Genomic DNA, 18,490 nt, shown 5'->3' with positions numbered 1-18,490 from the left:
GTCTCACTTTTCATTTGATAGAGGTTTGAAAGAACTGGCTATCCTGCCGGCCCCAGGCCTGTTTCAGCGCCGCGGCGATGACGGCGGCATGCGGCGCTTTCAGAATATTCATATGGTTGCTGCCTGGTAGTTCGCGCATCGTGGCTGCCGGCGCGTACTGGCGCCAGCGCTCCAGCTTCTGCTGCGCCGTCGCCACCGGCCGCCGCGTTCCCGCCTGGGTGACGGCGGCATCGGCGTTCAGCAGCACAAGCGGTCCCGCATACGGGCTGGCAGGCGCGTAGCTGGTATTCAGATTGGCGCCGAACACCCGCAACAAACCCTGCAGCTTGGCCAGCGGGGTGCGCGGCGGGAACACGCCGGCTGCGCACAAGCTGGCCAGCAGCATTTCCAGCTGCGCGTCCGCCTCCAGCTGCGCGAACCGCTGGCGATCCAGATCCAGGGCCTGGCCCCGGTCCATTTCCAGCAGGTCGATCAGCAAGTTCAGGGCCGCCAGCCGGTCCGAATAGCGCACCACGCCGGGCGGCTCGCAATCGACCAGCACCACCGGCGCCACCGCATGGCCCGCCTCGCTCAACAGGCGCGCCAGCTCCAGCGCGATCCAGCCGCCGAAGGAGTGGCCCAGCAGGCGATACGGACCGCGCGGCGTGGCGGCGCGCAGCTCCGGCAGGTAGGCGCGCGCCGCCGCCTCGACGCTGGCATGCGGCACCGTACGGCCGTCATGGCCGCGCGCCTGCAGGCCGAGCACCGCCTGCTCCGCGCCCAGCGCATGCAGCAGGGGCAGGAAGCAGGTGACGTTGGCGCCCGCACCCGGTATGCCGAACAGCGGCGCGCCACCGCCGCTACCGCCCTGCAGCATGATGGCGGCCTTGTCGGCCACCGTTTCCAGCGCCGCGCCGCCCGCCTCCGCCTCGGTCAAGGCATGGCGAATGCGGTCGGCCAGGGTTTGCATATGCGGCGCTTCCATGATGGTTTTATGGCTGCCGCCCACCGGCACCAGGCGCAGATTGCGGCCCAGCACCTCATCCCAGCCGCTGCTGGCATCCGCTCCCGGCGCGGCATCCGCCGCGAACAGATGGACGTGGATGGGCAGGGACTGCGGCTGGTAGGCCGCGCAGCTGCGCACCAGCTGGGCAAAGCGTTCGGCCCGCCAGCTCAGCTCTTCCAGCGTGAAGCCGGCCGGCAGCCAGCCGGCGCGCCGGCAATGCGCCAGCGCCGCCGCGATATCGCCCTGCTGCTGCAGGGCGCGCACCGCCAGCATGTCGACCGAGGTGTCGAGATAGGCCGCGTACACTTCAAGGAAGACCCAGCGCATCTGCTGTGCATCCGGCATGTCCTCGGCCGGCTTGTGGCCGGGACGGCCGCTGTCGATCAGGCCGAGGAACTCCACCGCCTCGTCCTCGCCCAGCAGCTGGGCCGCCATCTCGTAGGCCAGCAGGCCGCCGCCGGACCAGCCGGCCAGGCGATAAGGGCCGTGCGGCTGCACGGCGCGCATGACGGCTACATAGCGCCGCGCCAGCTCTTCCAGGCGCGGCGTGCGTTCCGCCTCCACCGCGCCGGCCTGGATGCCGTAGATCGGGATATCGTCGCCGAAGCAGCGCGACAGGCGCTCATACGAGAGCACTTCCCCGGTCGGCTCGTGCAGGAAGAACAGCGGACGGCGCGCGCCGCCCAGCCGCAACGGCACCAGATGCGGCGACTGCGCCGCGCCATCCGTCCGCCTTGCCAGCAGGGCCAAGTCCTTCAGGACGGGCGCGTCGAAGATGGCGCGCAGCTCGATCTGCCAGCCTTCGCGGCGCAAGCCTTCGGCCAGCTGGATCGCCAGCAGCGAATGGCCGCCAAGGGCGAAGAAATCGTCGTCGCGGCCGACCCGCTCCTGCGCCAGCAACTGCGTCCAGAGGCGCGCCAGCAGCGCTTCGACGCCATCCTGCGGCGCGACATATCCGCGCTGGGCATAGGCCGCCGCCTCCGGCGCCGGCAAGGCGCGCCGATCCAGCTTGCCGTTCGGCGTCAGCGGCCAGGCGTCCAGCGGCACGATGGCGGCCGGCACCATATACTCCGGCAGGCTTTGCGCCAACGCCTCGCGCAAGGCGGCGGCGCTGGCGGCGTCGGCCTTCTCGTGGCACAGCACATACGCCACCAGGCGCTTGTCGCCGGAGCGGTCCTGGCGCGCCAGGACCACGGCGCCGCGCACGCCAGGCTGCATGCTGAGACGGGCCTCGATCTCACCCGGCTCGATGCGGAAGCCGCGCAGCTTGAGCTGGTGGTCGCTGCGGCCCATGTACTCCAGCCGTCCGTCCGGCAGCCAGCGTCCCAGGTCGCCGGAGCGGTACATGCGCGCGCCGGGGACGATGGCGAAGGGATCGTCGATAAAGCGTTCGCGCGTGAGCTGCGGCTGGTTCAGATAGCCGCGCGCCACACCGACGCCGCCAATGTGGATTTCACCGGTCACGCCTTGCGGCAGCAACTGGCCATGGCTGTCCAGCAGATACAGCGCCGCGTTGGCGATCGGCTTGCCGATGGGCGGCTGACCCTGCCCTGCCGCGCAAATCTGGTAGCTGCTCCAGATGCTCGCCTCCGTCGGGCCATAGGCATTGACGAAGCGGCGTCCATGCGCCCAGCGCGCCACCAGCTCGGCGCTACACGCTTCGCCCGCCACCACCAGGGTGCGCAGCGTATCCGGCGCGGCCAACGGATCGAGGCCATGCAATACGGCCGGCGTTACCGTCAGGTGGCTGATCTCCCGCCGCGCCAGGGTTTCGCTCAACAGCGATCCAGCCATCAGCGCACCCGGCGTGGGCAGATGCAGGCAAGCGCCTTGGCACAGGGCCATCAGCATCTCGAACAGGCTGGCGTCGAAACTCAGCGAGGCGCATTGCAGCACGCGGCTGCCTTCATCGACCCGCAGCACGGCCGCTTGCTCGGCAGCGAGGTTGAGCAAGCCGCGATGTTCCACCATCACGCCTTTCGGCCGGCCGGTGGAGCCGGACGTGTAGATGACATAAGCCAGATTGCGGCTGCTCAGTCCCAGCTCCCCGGGCGTCAGATTGTCAGCCGCCGCGCTTTGCCATGGCCGCGTCTCGCCGTCCAGTTCCAGCACCGCCAGGCTGGCCGGCGTTTCCAGGCCGACGTACAGCATCGCCTGGGTCAGCAAGGCCATGGGCGCGCTGTCGCGCAGCATGTAGTCCAGCCGGTCCTGCGGATAGGCCGGATCGAGCGGCACATAGGCGCCGCCCGCCTTCAGCACGGCCAGGATCGCCACCACCATGTCCAGGCTGCGCTCCATGCAGATGGCCACCCGACCATCGGGCCGCAGGCCGAGCGCCAGCAAATGGCGCGCCAGCCGGTTGGCCTGCTCGTTCAAGTCGCCATACGCCAGGCGATGGCCATCCTGCTCCAGCGCCGTGCGCCATGGGCGCCGCTGCGCCTGCAGCTCGAACAGCTGATGGATGCACAGCTGCTCCGGGTAATCCTGCTGCGCGCCACGGCCCAGCTCCAGCAACCGCCGCTGCTCGGCAGCGTCAAGGATGGCGCCGCGCCAAGCCGGCTGCTGCGGCGCCTGGTCCAGCGCTTGCACCAGCTCTTCCAGCGCCCGCTGCATATAGCCGCAAACGCGTTCGGCGCCAACCGTCTCGGCAATCTGGGCGCTCACGGCAAAGTCCTGCCCACGGTCGTCCACCGACAGGTTGAAGGGGTAGTTGCTGCGTTCCTGCGCGGCCAGCACCTCAATGCCCTCTTCCCACACGCGCGCCACGCTGGCGTCGAGAGGTGGCGCGCTGTGGCGGTAATTCAGCAGGGCCGAGAACAGCGGCACCGAAGACGGCAAACCGCTGCAGCGCTGCGCCAGGGCCAGCGAGGCATGCTCGTGCTGCATCAGCTGCGCCAGCTGCTGATGGGTGGCGCGCACGCCATCCTGCAAGCTGCCCTCGTCCAGGCGCACGCGCAGCGGCAGCGTGTTGATGAACAAGCCCATGGCGCGTCCCGCGCTCTCGCCGGCCTGCATGCGACCCAGTAAAACGGTGCCGAAGACGACATCGCCGCGGCCGGTGGCGCGCGCCAGCACCTGGGCCCAGGCCCAGTGGAACAGCGCCGCGGCGCTGACGCCCTGGGAGCGCGCCTGGCTGCGGATGCGCTGCGACAGTTGCGGCGGCAGCAGACGCTCGGCCACCTGCACCGTGCTGCCGTCGCCGCGCACATCGCCCAAGCCGAAGGGAGCGGTGGCTTCTTCCACATCGCCCAGCATGTCGCGGAAGAAGGCTTCGTGCGCGGCCACGCCGGCGCCCTGCCTTGCCTGGGCCACGAAGTCGCGGTAAGGCACGGCCGGCGCCAGCTCCTGTTCCCGGCCCGCCTGTACCAGCGCCATCTCCTCGAACAGAATGTCCAGCGTAGCGTGGTCGGTGACCAGGTGATGCTCCAGCAAGAGCAAGAGCCAGCGGCCGCTGGCGGCGTCGAAGGCAGTGAAGCCGCGCAGCAGCGGCGCCTGGCGCAGGTCCAGCCGGTAGCGTGCCGGATCGACGTGGGCGCGCAGCGCGGCTGCGGTGTCGCCGGGCGGCAGTTCCAGTTCCTGCAGCGGGAAGGGAGCATCGCGCCAGACCACCTGTACCGGTTCAGGCAAGTCCTCCCACAGCACGGCGCTGCGCAGCACGTCGTGACGCAGGGCCACGCGGCGCAAGGCATGCACGAAACCGTCCAGGCGCGCGCGGTCGTCGAAGGCCAGCATGGCCGAAGACAGATAGGGATCGCCTTCCGGCTGCAGCAGGTGATGGAAGAGAATTCCCTCCTGCAGCGGCGCCAACGGATAAATATCTTGGATATTGGCGGCGCCGCCCGGCACCGTGGCGGCGATGGCGGCAATCTGCCGCGCATCGAGCCGCACCAGGGGCAGCATGTCCGGCGTGATGGTGCTGGCGCCTTCCGGAATGCCGTTGGGCGGCACCGCCAGCGCGCGCCAGCCCGCACTGCCTGGGTCCTGCAGCGCCTCGGCCAATGCGCTCAGCGTAGGGTGCAGGAACAGGGTCCGAATATCGAGCGGCAGCTGATGGCGGCGCAGCGCTTCCATCAACTGCAGGCCCAGCAGCGAATGGCCTCCCAGCTCGAAGAAGTTGTCGTCGCGGCCCACCTGCTCCACCCGCAGCAGCCCGGCCCAGATCCGCGCCAGCGTCTGTTCCAGTTCGCCTTGCGGCGCGGTGTAAGCGCGCACCGGCCAGGCCTCGCCGTCCGGCGCTGGCAAGGCATGGCGGTCCAATTTTCCGTTCGGCGTTTGCGGCAAGGCCTCCAGCAGCACGAAGGCCGATGGCAGCATGTACTCCGGCAGCGCGCGGGCCAGCGCCTGGCGCAGAGAGGCCGTTTCGGGCGACGGCGCATCCTGCGCCGCCACCAGGTACGCGACCAGGCGCTTGTCTCCCGGCCTGTCCTCGCGCGCCAGCACCACGGCCTGGCCTACGCCAGGCAGGCGGGCCAGCTGAGCTTCGATCTCGCCCAGTTCAATGCGGAAGCCGCGCAGCTTGACCTGGTGGTCGTTGCGCCCCAGGTATTCCAGCGTGCCGTCGGGCAGCCAGCGCGCCAGGTCGCCGCTGCGGTACATGCGCGCCTCCGCCGCGTCCGCAAAGGAATCGGGCAGGAAGCGCTCGCCGCTGAGCTGCGGCAGGTTCAGGTAGGCGCGCGCCACGCCCGGCCCGCCGATATACAGCTCGCCCGCGACGCCCGGCGGCACCGGCTGGCCATGGCGGTCCAGCAGGTAGACCGGGGTATTCGGCAACGGACGGCCGATGGAGCGCGGATGGCTATCCGGGGCGCACAGCAGAATGCTGGCGTTCACCGTGGCCTCGGTCGGACCATAGGCGTTGAACAGGGCCGGACGATGGCCCGGACGCTGCCACCAGGCCGCCAGCGCGGCCGCGCCGACGCCTTCGCCGCCGATACTGATCTGGCGCAGCGCCGGCGGCAGCGCCGCTTGCGGCGCCTGCGCCAGCTGCTGCCAGAACAGGGTGGGCAAGTTGGCCACCGTCAGACCATGGGCGGCGGCCAGCTCGCTCCAGCGCTGCGCGTCGCTGATCCATTCCGGCGTCGCCAGCACCAGCGTGGCGCCGCTCAGCAAAGCGCCGAAGATTTCCTCGACCGACATATCGAAGCCCGGCGCCGCAAACTGCAGCACGCGGTCGGCCGCGTTCAACCCATACAGCGACTGCAGGGCCGCGATCTGGTTGCACAGGCCGCGGTGTTCGATCAGCACGCCCTTCGGCCTGCCGGTCGAGCCGGAGGTGTAGATCACATAGGCCAGATGACGGTTATGCAGGCCGATGGCCGCCGGTTCGGGATTGCGCGCCGGCAGATCCTGCCAGCCCGCCAGCGGCCGGTCGATTTCCAGCACCGGCATGGATGGCGGAGTCCGCACGCCACCGCGCAGGGTGGAGAGCGTCAGCAGGGCCAGCGGAGCGCTGTCCTCCAGCATATACTCCGCGCGTTCCTGCGGATACGCCGGGTCCAGCGGCACGTAGGCGCCACCCGCCTTCAGCACCGCCAGCAAGGCCACGACCATGTCAATGCTGCGGCCAATGCGGATCGCAACACGCTGATCGGGCTGCAGGCCCAGGGCGCGCAGATGGTGGGCCAGCTTGTTGGCGCGCTCGTTCAACATGCCATAACTGAGGCGACGGCCTTCGTGTTCCAGCGCAGTCGCATGGGGCGCGCGCGCCGCCTGGAGCTCGAACAGCTGGTGCGCGCAGACCTGGTCCGGATAGGCGGCACGGTTATGCCGCCATGCCGCGTGCAACGCGGCCACGCCAGCGCCGTCGAGCAGCGCAATGCGGTCCACCGCCTGGCCATCATCGCGCGCCATGCCCTCGAGCACACGGCGCAGCTGGTCCAGGTGGCGCTCCACCGTCGCCCGTTCATACAGGGCGGCAGCGTACTCCATGGTGCCGACAATGCGATCCCCGGTTTCCGCCATGGTCAAAGAGAGATCGAACGGCGTGCTGCGGTCTTCGCGTTCCTCCAGCTCCTCCAGCGCCAGATCGCCCAGGCGCAGCGCCGGCTGCGGCATATTCTGCCAAGCCAGCATCAACTGGAAGATGGCGCTATAGCCCATTGCGCGCTCGGGATTGAGCGCCTCCACCACCTGTTCAAAAGGCACGTCCTGATTGTTCTGGGCTTCCAGCACGCGCTGCTTGACCTGCGCCAGCAACTGGCCGGCGCTTGGCGCGCCTTCCAGATCCAGACGCAGCGCCACCGTGTTGACGAACAGGCCAATCAGCGGTTCCAGTTCGGCGCGGCCTCGGTTCGCCAGCGGCGATCCGATGACCACTTCGTCCTGCCCCGCCAGACGCGCCGCCAGCGCCGCCCAGCCGGCCAGCACCGTCATATATAAGGTGACGCCGTGCTTGCGCGCCAGCGCTTTGAGCGATGTCGTCAGCTTCGCATCGAGCTCGAAGGACAGGCTCTGGCCGCGATAATCCTGCTGCGCCGGACGTGGATGGTCGGTGGCCAGTCCGATCAGCGCCGGCGCGCCCGCCAGCTGCCGCTTCCAGTAGTCGAGCTGCTGCTGGCCCACCGCGCCTGCCAGCCAGCCGCGCTGCCATATCGCATAATCGGCGTACTGCACCGGCAAAGACTCCAGCGGATCGCTGTGCGCGGCCACGCCATCCACGGCGTAGGCCTGATACAGGGCGCTGAATTCGCGCGCCAGCACGCCCATGGACCAGCCGTCCGACACCACGTGGTGCAGTGTCAGCAGCAACACATGCTCCTCGGCGGCGCAGCGCAGCAATCGGGCGCGGATCAGCGGGCCGTGCTCCAGGTCGAGCGGCGTGGCCGCTTCCACCTGGCGCCATTCAGCGAGCGCCTGCTCCTGTCCAGCGTCGGCAAGATCATGGCGGCTCAGCACAAAGCGCGCGTCGCTATCGATGCGCTGCACCGTTTCGCCCTCCTCCAATACCAGGCGGGTACGCAGCACCTCATGGCGCTGCACGATGCGGTCCAGCGCGGCCTGCAGCGCCGCCTCGTCCAGCGGCCCGCGCAGACGCATGCCGCCGGTGATGTGGTAGGCGGCGCTGGCGGCTTCGCCCAACTGGGCGATGAACCAGAGACGCTGCTGGGCAAAGGACGCGGGCAGCCGCGCCGGCCGCGCGGCGGCCACGATGGCCTGGCGCGCATCGGCCGGCGTCTCGCGTGCCAGGCTGGCGAAACCGGCCAGCTGCGGCTGCGCAAACAGGTCGGACAGGGCCAATTCCAGGCCAAGGCGCTGCTGCAGGCGCGAGATCATCTGCACCGCCAGCAGCGAGTGGCCGCCCAGTTCAAAGAAGTTATCGCGGCGGCCCACGCGCTCCACTTGCAGCAATTCGCTCCACACGCCCGCCATCGCCGTCTCGACCGGGCCTTGCGGCGCTTCATAGACGCGTACGCCAAAAGCCGCATCTTCAGGCGCCGGCAATGCGCGCCGGTCCAGCTTTCCGTTCGCCGTCAACGGCAGCGCATCCAAGCGCACATAGGCGGCAGGCACCATATACTCCGGCAGGCTGGCGGCCAGATGGGCGCGCAGCGCTTCCGGCGTGCACTCGGCGTCCGGCTCGGCGCTGAAGTATGCCACCAGGCGGCGCTGGCCGGTATGCTCCGCGCGCGCCTCCACCGCCGCCTGGCGCAGACCAGGTGCAGTCAGCAGCGCAGCCTCGATCTCGCCCAGCTCGATGCGGAAGCCGCGCACCTTGACCTGCGTGTCGCGCCGTCCGGCGAACTCGATACCGCCATCGGCGCGGCGGCGGCCAAGATCGCCGCTGCGGTACATGCGCGCATCCGTTTCCTGCGTGCCGGCGAAGGGATCGGGCAGGAAGCGCTCCTGGCTCAATTCCGGCCGGTTCAGGTAGCCGCGCGCAATGCCAGCGCCGGCGATATGGATTTCGCCCGCCACGCCCAGCGGCACCGGCTCGCCATGCTCGTCCAGCAGATAAATGCGCTTGTTGGCGATCGGCTTGCCGATGGGCGGATCGCCCTCCACCGCCACATCGCAGTGATGGACGGTGGCGCAGACCGCCGTTTCCGTCGGTCCGTAGCCGTTGATCAGGATGCGGCCTTCGGCCCAGCGCCGCACCAGGGCCTGGCCTGACGCTTCGCCTGCCATCACCAGCATGCGCACAGTGTCCATGCGCGCCGTCTCCGGCAGCGCGTTCAGCACCGCCGGCGGCAGGATCGCATGGGTCACCCCGTGCTTGGCCGTTATCTCCAGCAGGCTGTCGCCGGCCAGTGGCAGGTCCGAACCGCTCATGACCAGCGCGCCGCCATGGCATAGCGCCAGCACCACTTCAAAGATGCAACCATCAAAGCTGAAGGAGGCGTATTGCAGCACCCTGCTGTCCGCGCTGGCGGCAAAACTGGCGATCTGCGCCTGCGCCAGGTTGCATAGGGCCGCGTGCTCCATCATTACGCCCTTGGGCGTACCGGTGGAACCGGAGGTGTAGATCACATACGCCAGGCTGGAAGGTTTCAGTCCCAGCGCCTGCGGCTGGGGATTCGCTGCGGAGCGCCGCAGCCACGGCGCGGCCGGATCGTCCAGCTCCAGCACCGTGGCGGTGAACAGGGCGCGGCTGGCGGGCAGCCGGTCCTGCAGCGAGGCCAAGGTCAGCACCACGCGCGGCCGGCTGTCGTCCAGCATGAAGGCCAGACGCTCGGCAGGATACGCCGGGTCCAGCGGCACATAGCCGCCGCCTGCCTTCAAGGTGGCCAGCAAAGCGATCAGCAAGTTTGCCCCGCGCGGCAAAGCGATGGCAACCCGCGTTTCCGGCTTGACGCCCAGCGCGATCAGATGATGGGCCAGGCGATTGGCACTTTCATTGAGTTCGCCATAGCTCAGCGTCACGCCGCCGTCGACCACCAGCGCGCTCGCTTGCGGCGTCAGCGCGGCTTGGCGCTCGAACAGCTGATGGATGCAGCTTTCACGCTCATACGCGCCAGCCGTCTCGTTCCAGCCATGAATCAGTTGCCGCCGTTCTTCCGGCGGCAGGATATTCAGCGCGCGTGCCGCGGTGTCGGGTTTATGCTCCAGCGCCTGCGCCAGGCTTTCCAGCGCCGTGTGCATGTAGTGGCAGACCCGCAGCGGATCGATGGGGCGCTGCGAATTGGCCGTCAGCAGGAAGTCTTCGCCCAGATCGTCGGTCTTCAGCACCAGCGGGAAATTGCTCAGCTCTTCGCCGTGCAGTACTTCCATCCCTTCCCATTGCTGCTGCCCACCTGCGCTATGGCGATAGTTGAAGCCCGCCGAGAACAGCGGCACCGATGGCGGCATGCCGCTGCAGCGCTGGGCCAGCGACAAAGGCGCATGCTCGTGATGCAACAGCTCGGCCAACGCGGCGTGGGTGGCGCGCACCGCTTGCGCGACCGGAGTGTCATCCAGTTTCAAGCGCACCGGCAAGGTATTCATCAGCAAACCGAGCGCGCGGTCCGCGCCGCTGCCGCCGCGCATGCGGCCGAACAACGCCGTGCCGAACACCACGTCGGCGCGGCCGCTGGTGCGCGACAAGACTTGCGCCCAGGCCAGGTGGAACAGGCTGCCCGGACTCACGCCCAGACGGCGTGCCTGGGCGCGCAGGCGCGCCGCCAGCTCCGGCTCGACCTGAATGCGCGCCTCGTCCACGTTGGAGCCATCGCCTTGCATATCGGCCAGGCCGAATGGCGCCGTGGTTTCATCCACATCGCCCAGCATGCGGCGGAAGAATTCCTCGTGCTCCCTTTCGCTGACGCCAAGCCGTGCCTGGGCCACGAAATTACGGAATGGCACAGGCTCGCCCAGCTCCGTTTCCCGTCCCGCCAGAATCAGGGCGATTTCCTCGAACAGCACGTCGAGCGTGGTGTGGTCGGTGACGATATGGTGCAGCAGCAGCTGCAGCAGCCAGCGCCGGCCTTTGGCGTCGTAAGCGCTGAAGCCGTGCATCAGCGGCGCGCGCGACAGGTCCAGGCTGAAATGGCGCGGATCGGCATGCTCGCGCAACGCCGCGGCGATGTCATCGCCTTCCAGTTCCAGCGGCTCGACCTCGCAGATGGCTTCACGCCACACCACCTGCACCGGTTCAGGCAAGCCTTCCCATACCAGCGCGGTACGCAGCGCGTCATGCCGCGACGCCGCCTGCTGGAAGGCGCTGACGAAGGCATCCATCCGCGCCTGGCTGTCGAAGGCCAGGGTCGCGGAAAGCAGATAGGCATCGCCCTTGGCTTGCAGCAGGTGGTGGAACAACATACCTTCCTGCAGTGGCGCGAGCGGATAAATGTCCTTGATATTGACCATCCCGCCGGACACCGTAGCGGCAATCAGGGCAATCTGCTGCCGGTCCAGTTTCACCAGCGGCAGCATCTCAGGCGTGATCGCGGCACAGCCGGCTGGAATCAGGTTTGGCGGCGCCACCACATCGCGCCACCCGCTGTGGGCGGCCGCCTGCACGGCCGTGGCCAGCTCGGCTAGCGTGGGCCGGGCAAACAACGTGCGAATATCGGCATACATGCCATCGCGCCGCATGCGCTCCATCAGCTGCACGGCCAGCAGGGAATGGCCGCCCAGTTCGAAGAAGTGGTCGTGGCGGCCCACCTGCTCCTGCCGCAGCAGCTCGGTCCAGATGCGCGCCAGCGCCACTTCCGTGTCGCCCTGTGGTGCTTCGTAGGGGTGCTGCGCATAGGCCGCGCCCTCGGGCGCCGGCAAGGCTTTCCGGTCCAGCTTTCCGTTCGGCGTCAGCGGCAGCTGGTCCAGCAGCACGAAGGCCGCCGGCACCATAGGCTCGGGCAGCACGCGCGCCAGCGCGGAACGCAGCGCAGCCAGATCGGGCACGTCCGCCACCAGATACGCCACCAGGCGCTGATCGCCCGGATTGTCCTCGCGTGCCAGCGCTACGGCCTCGCGCACGCCGGGCTGGCGCAGCAGTTGCGCCTCGATCTCGCCCAGTTCGATGCGCTGGCCGCGCAACTTGACCTGGTGGTCGTTGCGGCCCAGGTACTCCAGCGTGCCGTCGGCCAGCCAGCGTCCCAGGTCGCCCGTCTTGTACAGGCGCGCGCCGTCCTCGCCGGCGTATGGGTCGGGCACGAAGCGCTCCCGCGTCAGTTCGGGACGGTTCAGATAGCCGCGCGCCACCTGCACGCCACCGATGTGGATTTCTCCCGCCACACCGGCCGGAACCGGCTGGCCATGCCGGTCCAGCACATAGATGCGCGTGTTGGCGACGGGCCGGCCCAGCGGAATACTGTCAGGCAGCTCGGGGCCGGCGCAATGCCAGGCCGTCACGTCCACCGCCGCCTCGGTCGGGCCGTAGAGATTGTGCAGCTGGACGCCCGGCAGCTCCCGCAGGAAGCGCCGCGCCAGCGCGGCCGGCAAGGCTTCGCCGCTGCACAGCACCCGTTTCAGGCTGCCGCAGCGCGCCGCTTCACCGCTATCGAGGAAGGCTTGCAGCATCGACGGTACGAAGTGCAGCGTCGTGATGCCGCGCCGCGCCACGGTGTCGGCCAGGTAGGCCGGATCTTTGTGGCCGTCCGGCCGCGCCATCACCAGGCGCGCGCCGCGCATCAACGGCCAGAAGAACTCCCAGACCGAAACGTCGAAACTGAACGGGGTCTTTTGCAGCACCGCTTCATCCGGCTGCAGGCAATAGGCTTCCTGCATCCACAGCAAGCGGTTGACGATGCCCGCATGCTCGTTCATGACGCCCTTGGGCTGGCCGGTAGAGCCGGAGGTATAGATCACATAGGCCAGATGCGATGGCGTCAAGCCCAGTTCCGCCACCGGCAAGGCCTGCGCAGACAGTTTCTGCCAGGGTTGATCGGCACCATCCAGATACAGCACCGGCAAGTCCTCCGGCAGCGCCAGGCTTTCGGCCACCGCGCCCTGCGTCAGCAGCACGCGCGGCGCGCTGTCGCACAGCATGAAGGCCAGGCGTTCGGCCGGATAGCCGGGATCGAGCGGCACATAAGCGCCGCCCGCCTTCAGCACGGCCAGCAAGCCCAGTACCATGTCCGCGCCACGTTCCAGGCACAGCGCCACGCGCTGGTCCGGCCCCACGCCCATGGCGCGCAAATGACGCGCCAGTTGGTTGGCCTGTTCATCCAGCTCGCGGTAGCTCAGGCGGCGTTCGCCATCCTCCACCGCCACGGCCTGCGGCCGCAGACGGACCTGCTCTTCGACGATCTCGTGCAGGCACAGGTCGCGGCGGTAATCGCGCTGGGTGCGGTTCCAGCCGCGCAGCACTTGCTCATACTCCTCTGCGCCGAGCAAGATGGCGTTCTGGCTGTCCGCATCGGCGTCGCGCGCCATCGCTTGCAGCACCAGGCTGTAGCTATGCGCCATACGGGTGGTCAGCGCCGCGGACACACGTGCCGGATCGCGCTGCAGCGAGAGCTTCAGTTCCGTGCCCTCCTGCGCCGCATTGAAGGTCAGCGCATGGTTGGTCGCCTCAAAAGCCTGGCCCTCCAGGAACTCAAACGTCTTCGCCCCATTCAAGCCTTCGTAGACGTGGAAGTTGACGAAGTTAAAAGCCGTATCGAACAACGCGCGCCGTCCATTCTGCTGCATGATGGCGGCATAGGGATAGGCGCGATAAGGCATGACCGCCAGTTCGGACTTGAAGGTCGCCAGTATCAGCTCCTTCCAGCTTTCCGTCGCCAGCTGCTGGCGGAACGGCAGCGTGTTCAGATACAGGCCCAGCACCTTGTCGCCATCCTGCTCGGCAGGACGGAAGTGTGTGACCATCCCGGTCAGCACATCGCTTTCGCCAGTAAACAACGCCATTACGCGGACATGGGCCGCCAGCAGCAAGGTACGCAGCGGCACGTGCAGGCGGCGCGCCAGGGATGCCAATTCAACGGCAAGGCCGTCCGGCAGCGCAAGCGCCACTCCGCGTCCGGCCGGCTCTTCTCTTTCATCCAGCGGCGGCAGGCTGCCCACGGTGTGATCCGCCAGATACTCTTGCCAGAACGATTGCGCTGCAGGCGACGCCAATGCCGCCTTCTCCACCGCCACCGCATCGCGGAAAGCCGAGGCCAGGGCGGCGCGCGGCACGTCCTGCCCGCTGGCCAGCTCCTGATAGGTCTGGAGCAGTTCCGTCACCATCGAGGCCACGCTCCAGCCATCGAGAATCGCGTGGTGGAAGCTCAGGGTAAGCTGAATATGTTCCTGCGCGCGAGTGTGAACGAAAACGCGGAACATCGGGGCCTGGCCTAGTGCGAAGGAATTGCTGCGCTCCCGCACCAGCCAGTCCTTGATCAGCTCTTCCTGCTGCGCGGCCGGCTGCGCCGAGATATCGCTCACAGCCGCCACGATGCGCGCATTGCTGAACACCAGCTGCAGCGGCACGCTGTAGCCGCGCAGGTCGAAAGCCGTGCGCAATACGGGATGGCGCGCCGCCACCAGATCGAGCGCGCGCTGGAAGGTCTCGGCATTCCAGCCTTCGACCCGCAGGTGATGGCTGAACACATCGTGATACACGCTGCCGTCGTCCGACATCTGGTTATGGAAGAGCATACCCAGTTGCAGGCTGCTCAGCTCATAGGCATCCTCCACCTCCTCGGGCAACGCCGCGCAGTCGGCTTCCGCCAATTCCAGGCTGGCGACAGCGGCTACCTGCGAAGATGCGTCGTTCATGCCCAGCGCCGCCACAATGCCGGCCACCGTGCGGTGGCTGAATATATGCTCGATCGCCAGCGGCAGGCCGCGTTCGCGCGCCCTGGAAACGATGGCGATGCTGCGCATCGAGTCGCCGCCCAGTGCGAAGAAGGTGTCGTGAACGCCGACCTTGTCGATGGCCAGCACTTCGGCCCAGATCGAGGCCAGTGATTCTTCCGCCGCGTTGCGCGGGGCGACATAGCCTTCCTCGTTGCGTGCTTCATCCGGTTCCGGCAATGCGTCCCGATCCAGTTTGCCGTGACTGGTCAACGGCAACTGGGGCAGGAATACCAGGTGCGCAGGCACCATATAGTCCGGCAGCTGCTGCGCCAGTTGCCGGCGCAGGGCCACGCCATCCGGCGCCGCTTCGGCATCGCGCGGCACAACCCACGCTACCAGCCGCTTCTCGCCTTGCCTCTCTTCGCGCGCCAACACCACGGCCTGGCGCACTTCGGGCAGCTGCAGCAAGCGTGCTTCGATCTCGCCCAGCTCAATGCGGAAGCCGCGGATCTTCACCTGATTGTCGTTACGGCCGGCGAATTCGATGGAGCCATCGGCCAGCCGGCGTCCCAGGTCGCCGCTGCGGTAAAGTCGCGCGCCGCTGCCGGGCTGGGACGGGTCGGGGATGAAACGCTCAGCGCTCAGTTCCTCGCGGTTCAGGTAGCCGCGCGCCACGCCGGCCCCACCCACATACATTTCGCCAACCGCGCCCGCCGGCACTGGACGGCCTTGCGCATCGAGCACCTGGACGCTAAGGTCGGGAATCGGCACGCCGATCGGGCTGCCGCTGCGTTCAGTGTCTGCCGGCGTCAACGCGCGATAGGTGACATGGACCGTGGTTTCGGTAATGCCGTACATATTGACCAGCCGCGTGTTTTCGCCATTGCGGGCATACCAGGGCTTGAGCATGGCCGGCTGCAAGGCTTCGCCGCCGAAGATCACATAGCGCAAGGCATGCGCCTCGCTGCTTTCGGCCTGGCTGGCAATAAACTGGCGGAAAGCGCCTGGCGTCTGGTTCAACACCGTCACGCCTTCGCGGCAGACCAGGCGATAGAACTCGTCCGGCGCGCGCGCCGTGGCTTGCGGCACCACCACCAGGCGGCCGCCGTGCAGCAATGCCCCCCACAATTCCCAGACCGAGAAGTCGAAGGCGCAGGAGTGGAACAGCGTCCACACATCGTCGGCGCCGAAGTCGAACCAGTCGCCGGTGGCGGCGAACAGGCGCGTGACATTGGCATGCTCCACCATTACGCCTTTCGGCACGCCGGTCGAACCCGAGGTGTAAATCACATAAGCCAGATGCCCTGGCCGCAACCCGGTTGCCTGCACCGAAGGATTACTGTCCGGCTGCGCCAACCATGCATCTGCCATGTCCAGATCGAGGCGCGGCACCTCCGCCACGATATCGTGCAGGGCATCGCTGGCCGCGCCATGCGTCAACAGTACTTTGGGCGCGCTATCCTGCAATATATGCGCCAGGCGAGCAGCCGGATAGGCCGGGTCCATCGGCACATAGCCACCACCGGCCTTCAGCACCGCGACAATCGCCACGACCATATCGAGACCACGCTGCAGGCAGATGCCGACCCGATCGTCCGGTTCCACGCCCAGCGCGCGCAGATGATGCGCCAGACGGTTGGCGCGCGCATTGAGTGCGCCGTAGCTGAGCTGCTCGCCTTCGTACACGACGGCCACGGCATCCGGGTGGCGCGCCACCTGCAGCTCAAACAGTTCATGTATGCACAAGGGTTGCGGGAAGCTGCGCTGCGGCTTGCTCCAGGCAGCGCCATGCGCTTCGCCCGCCAGTTCCTTGCCCTGCTCCAGCGCGTCCGCCAACGCTTCCAGATCCTGGCGGATTTCATCGCAGATCAGCCGCGCGTCCGCTGGCGGCGCAAGCTGGATCGTCAACAGGAAGTCCTGCCCCAGATCGTCGACGGACAGGCCAAACGGATAATTGGTGCGCTCCTGTGCCGACAGCACTTCAATGCCTTCATCCCAGCGCACCTCCTGCGCTTCCTCGCGCGCCGCGCTGTGGCGGTAATTCAGCAGGGCCGAGAACAGCGGTTTGCCACGTCCCGTGCCGCTGCAACGCTGCGCCAGCGATAGCGGCGCATGCTCATGCTGCACCAGTTCCAGCAATTGAGCATGCAACGCGCGGATTTCCTCCTGCACGCCGGCCGCTCCGCAGCGCACGCGCAAGGGCAAGGTGTTGATAAACAGGCCCATGGCGCGGTCTGCGCCCTCGCCGCCCTGCATGCGGCCGAACAGCACGGTGCCGAACACCACATCATCACGTCCGGTAGCACGCGCCAGCACGCGCGCCCAAGCCCAGTGGAACAGGCTGGCGGGACTCACGCCCGCAGCCCTTGCCTGGCGGCGCAAACGCTGGGACAGCACCGGCGACAGACGGCGCTGCAACTCTTCGATCTGGCTACCGTCGCCCTTCACGTCGCTCAGGCCAAACGGTGCAGTCGCTTCTTCGACATCGCCCAGCATGCGGCGGAAGAAGGCTTCATGTTCCTGCTGCCGTCCCTCCCGGCGCGCCTGGGCGACAAAATTGCGGAACGGGACCGGCGCGGGCAGCTCTGGCGCCCGGCCAGCCTGGATCAAAGCGACTTCCTGGAACAGCACATCGAGCGTGGTGTGGTCGATCACCATATGGTGCAGCAGCCATTGCAGCAGCCAGCATTGGCGCTCCTCGTCGAATGTGGCAAAGCCATGCAGCAGCGGCGCCTTACGCATATCCAGGCGGAAGTGGCGCGGGCTGGCCAGTTCCGTGAGCTGGGCCAGTTTGTCGCCTTCGGCCAGTTCGGGTGCTTCCACCTCAAAGCGCGCCTCGCGCCAAACCACTTGCACCGGCTCCGGCAAGCCTTCCCACAATACGGACGTGCGCAGCACATCATGCCGGTCGATCACCTGCTGCAAGGCGCTGACAAAACCGTCCAGACGCTCGCGCGAATCGAAAGCCAGCGTTGCCGAAGATAGGTAAGGATCGCCTTGCCCTTGCAACAGGTGGTGGAACAGGATGCCTTCCTGCAGCGGCGCTACGGGATAGATATCCTGGATATTCGCCGCGCCGCCCGGCACAGTGGCGGCAATGCGCGCAATATCGCGCGCGCCGAGCCGCACCAGGGGCAGCATGTCCGGCGTGATGGCCGTGCAGCCAGCCGGAATAGCGTTGGGTGGCACCGTAACCTCGCCGCCTAGCGCCGCCTCATTCGCGGCGCCCGCCAGCGCCGCCAGCGTGGGCTGGGCAAACAGCATGCGGATATCGGTCTGCAAACCTTGCTGGCGCAACCGCTCGACCAACTGCACCGCCAACAGCGAATGGCCGCCCAATTCGAAGAAGTGGTCGTTGCGCCCCACCTGCGGCAGATGCAGCAACTCGCACCAGATGCGCGCCAGCGCCTCTTCGGTCGCCCCCTGCGGCGGCGCGTAGGTTCGCTGGCCATAGCTTGCACCTTCCGGCGCCGGCAAGGCTTGCCGGTCCAGCTTACCGTTCGGCGTCAGCGGCAAGGCATCCAAGGGCACAAAGGCCGAGGGCACCATGTATTCCGGCAGTTCGCGTGCCAGGCCGTCGCGCAAGGCTTGCGCGTCCAGGTCCGCGCCCACCACGTAAGCCACCAGACGCTGTTCGCCTGCCTGGTCTTCGCGCGCCAGCACCGCCGTCTCGCGCACCCCGGGCTGGCGCAGCAGCTGCGCTTCGATCTCGCCCAGCTCAATGCGCAGGCCGCGTATCTTCACCTGATGGTCGTTCCGGCCCAGGAATTCGATACGGCCATCAGCCAGCCAGCGCCCCAAGTCACCGGTTTTATACATGCGCGCGCCGGGCGTGGCGGCAAAGGGATCGGGCAGGAAGCGTTCCCGCGT

Annotated in this window: 1 protein-coding gene; it reads right to left on the bottom strand. The window is 67.8% G+C overall.

Going from position 1 to position 18,490, the window contains the following annotated elements; all coding sequences use genetic code 11:
• Positions 1-10: 10 nt before the first annotated feature.
• On the bottom strand, positions 11-18,490 hold an 18,480-nt coding region (locus FHS03_RS22105; RefSeq protein WP_183443098.1), incomplete at its 5' end, for a non-ribosomal peptide synthetase.

Source organism: Pseudoduganella violacea (assembly GCF_014191875.1).
Classification (GTDB): Bacteria; Pseudomonadota; Gammaproteobacteria; order Burkholderiales; family Burkholderiaceae_D; genus Rugamonas; species Rugamonas violacea_A.
This window is presented reverse-complemented; position numbering and strand designations above follow the sequence as displayed.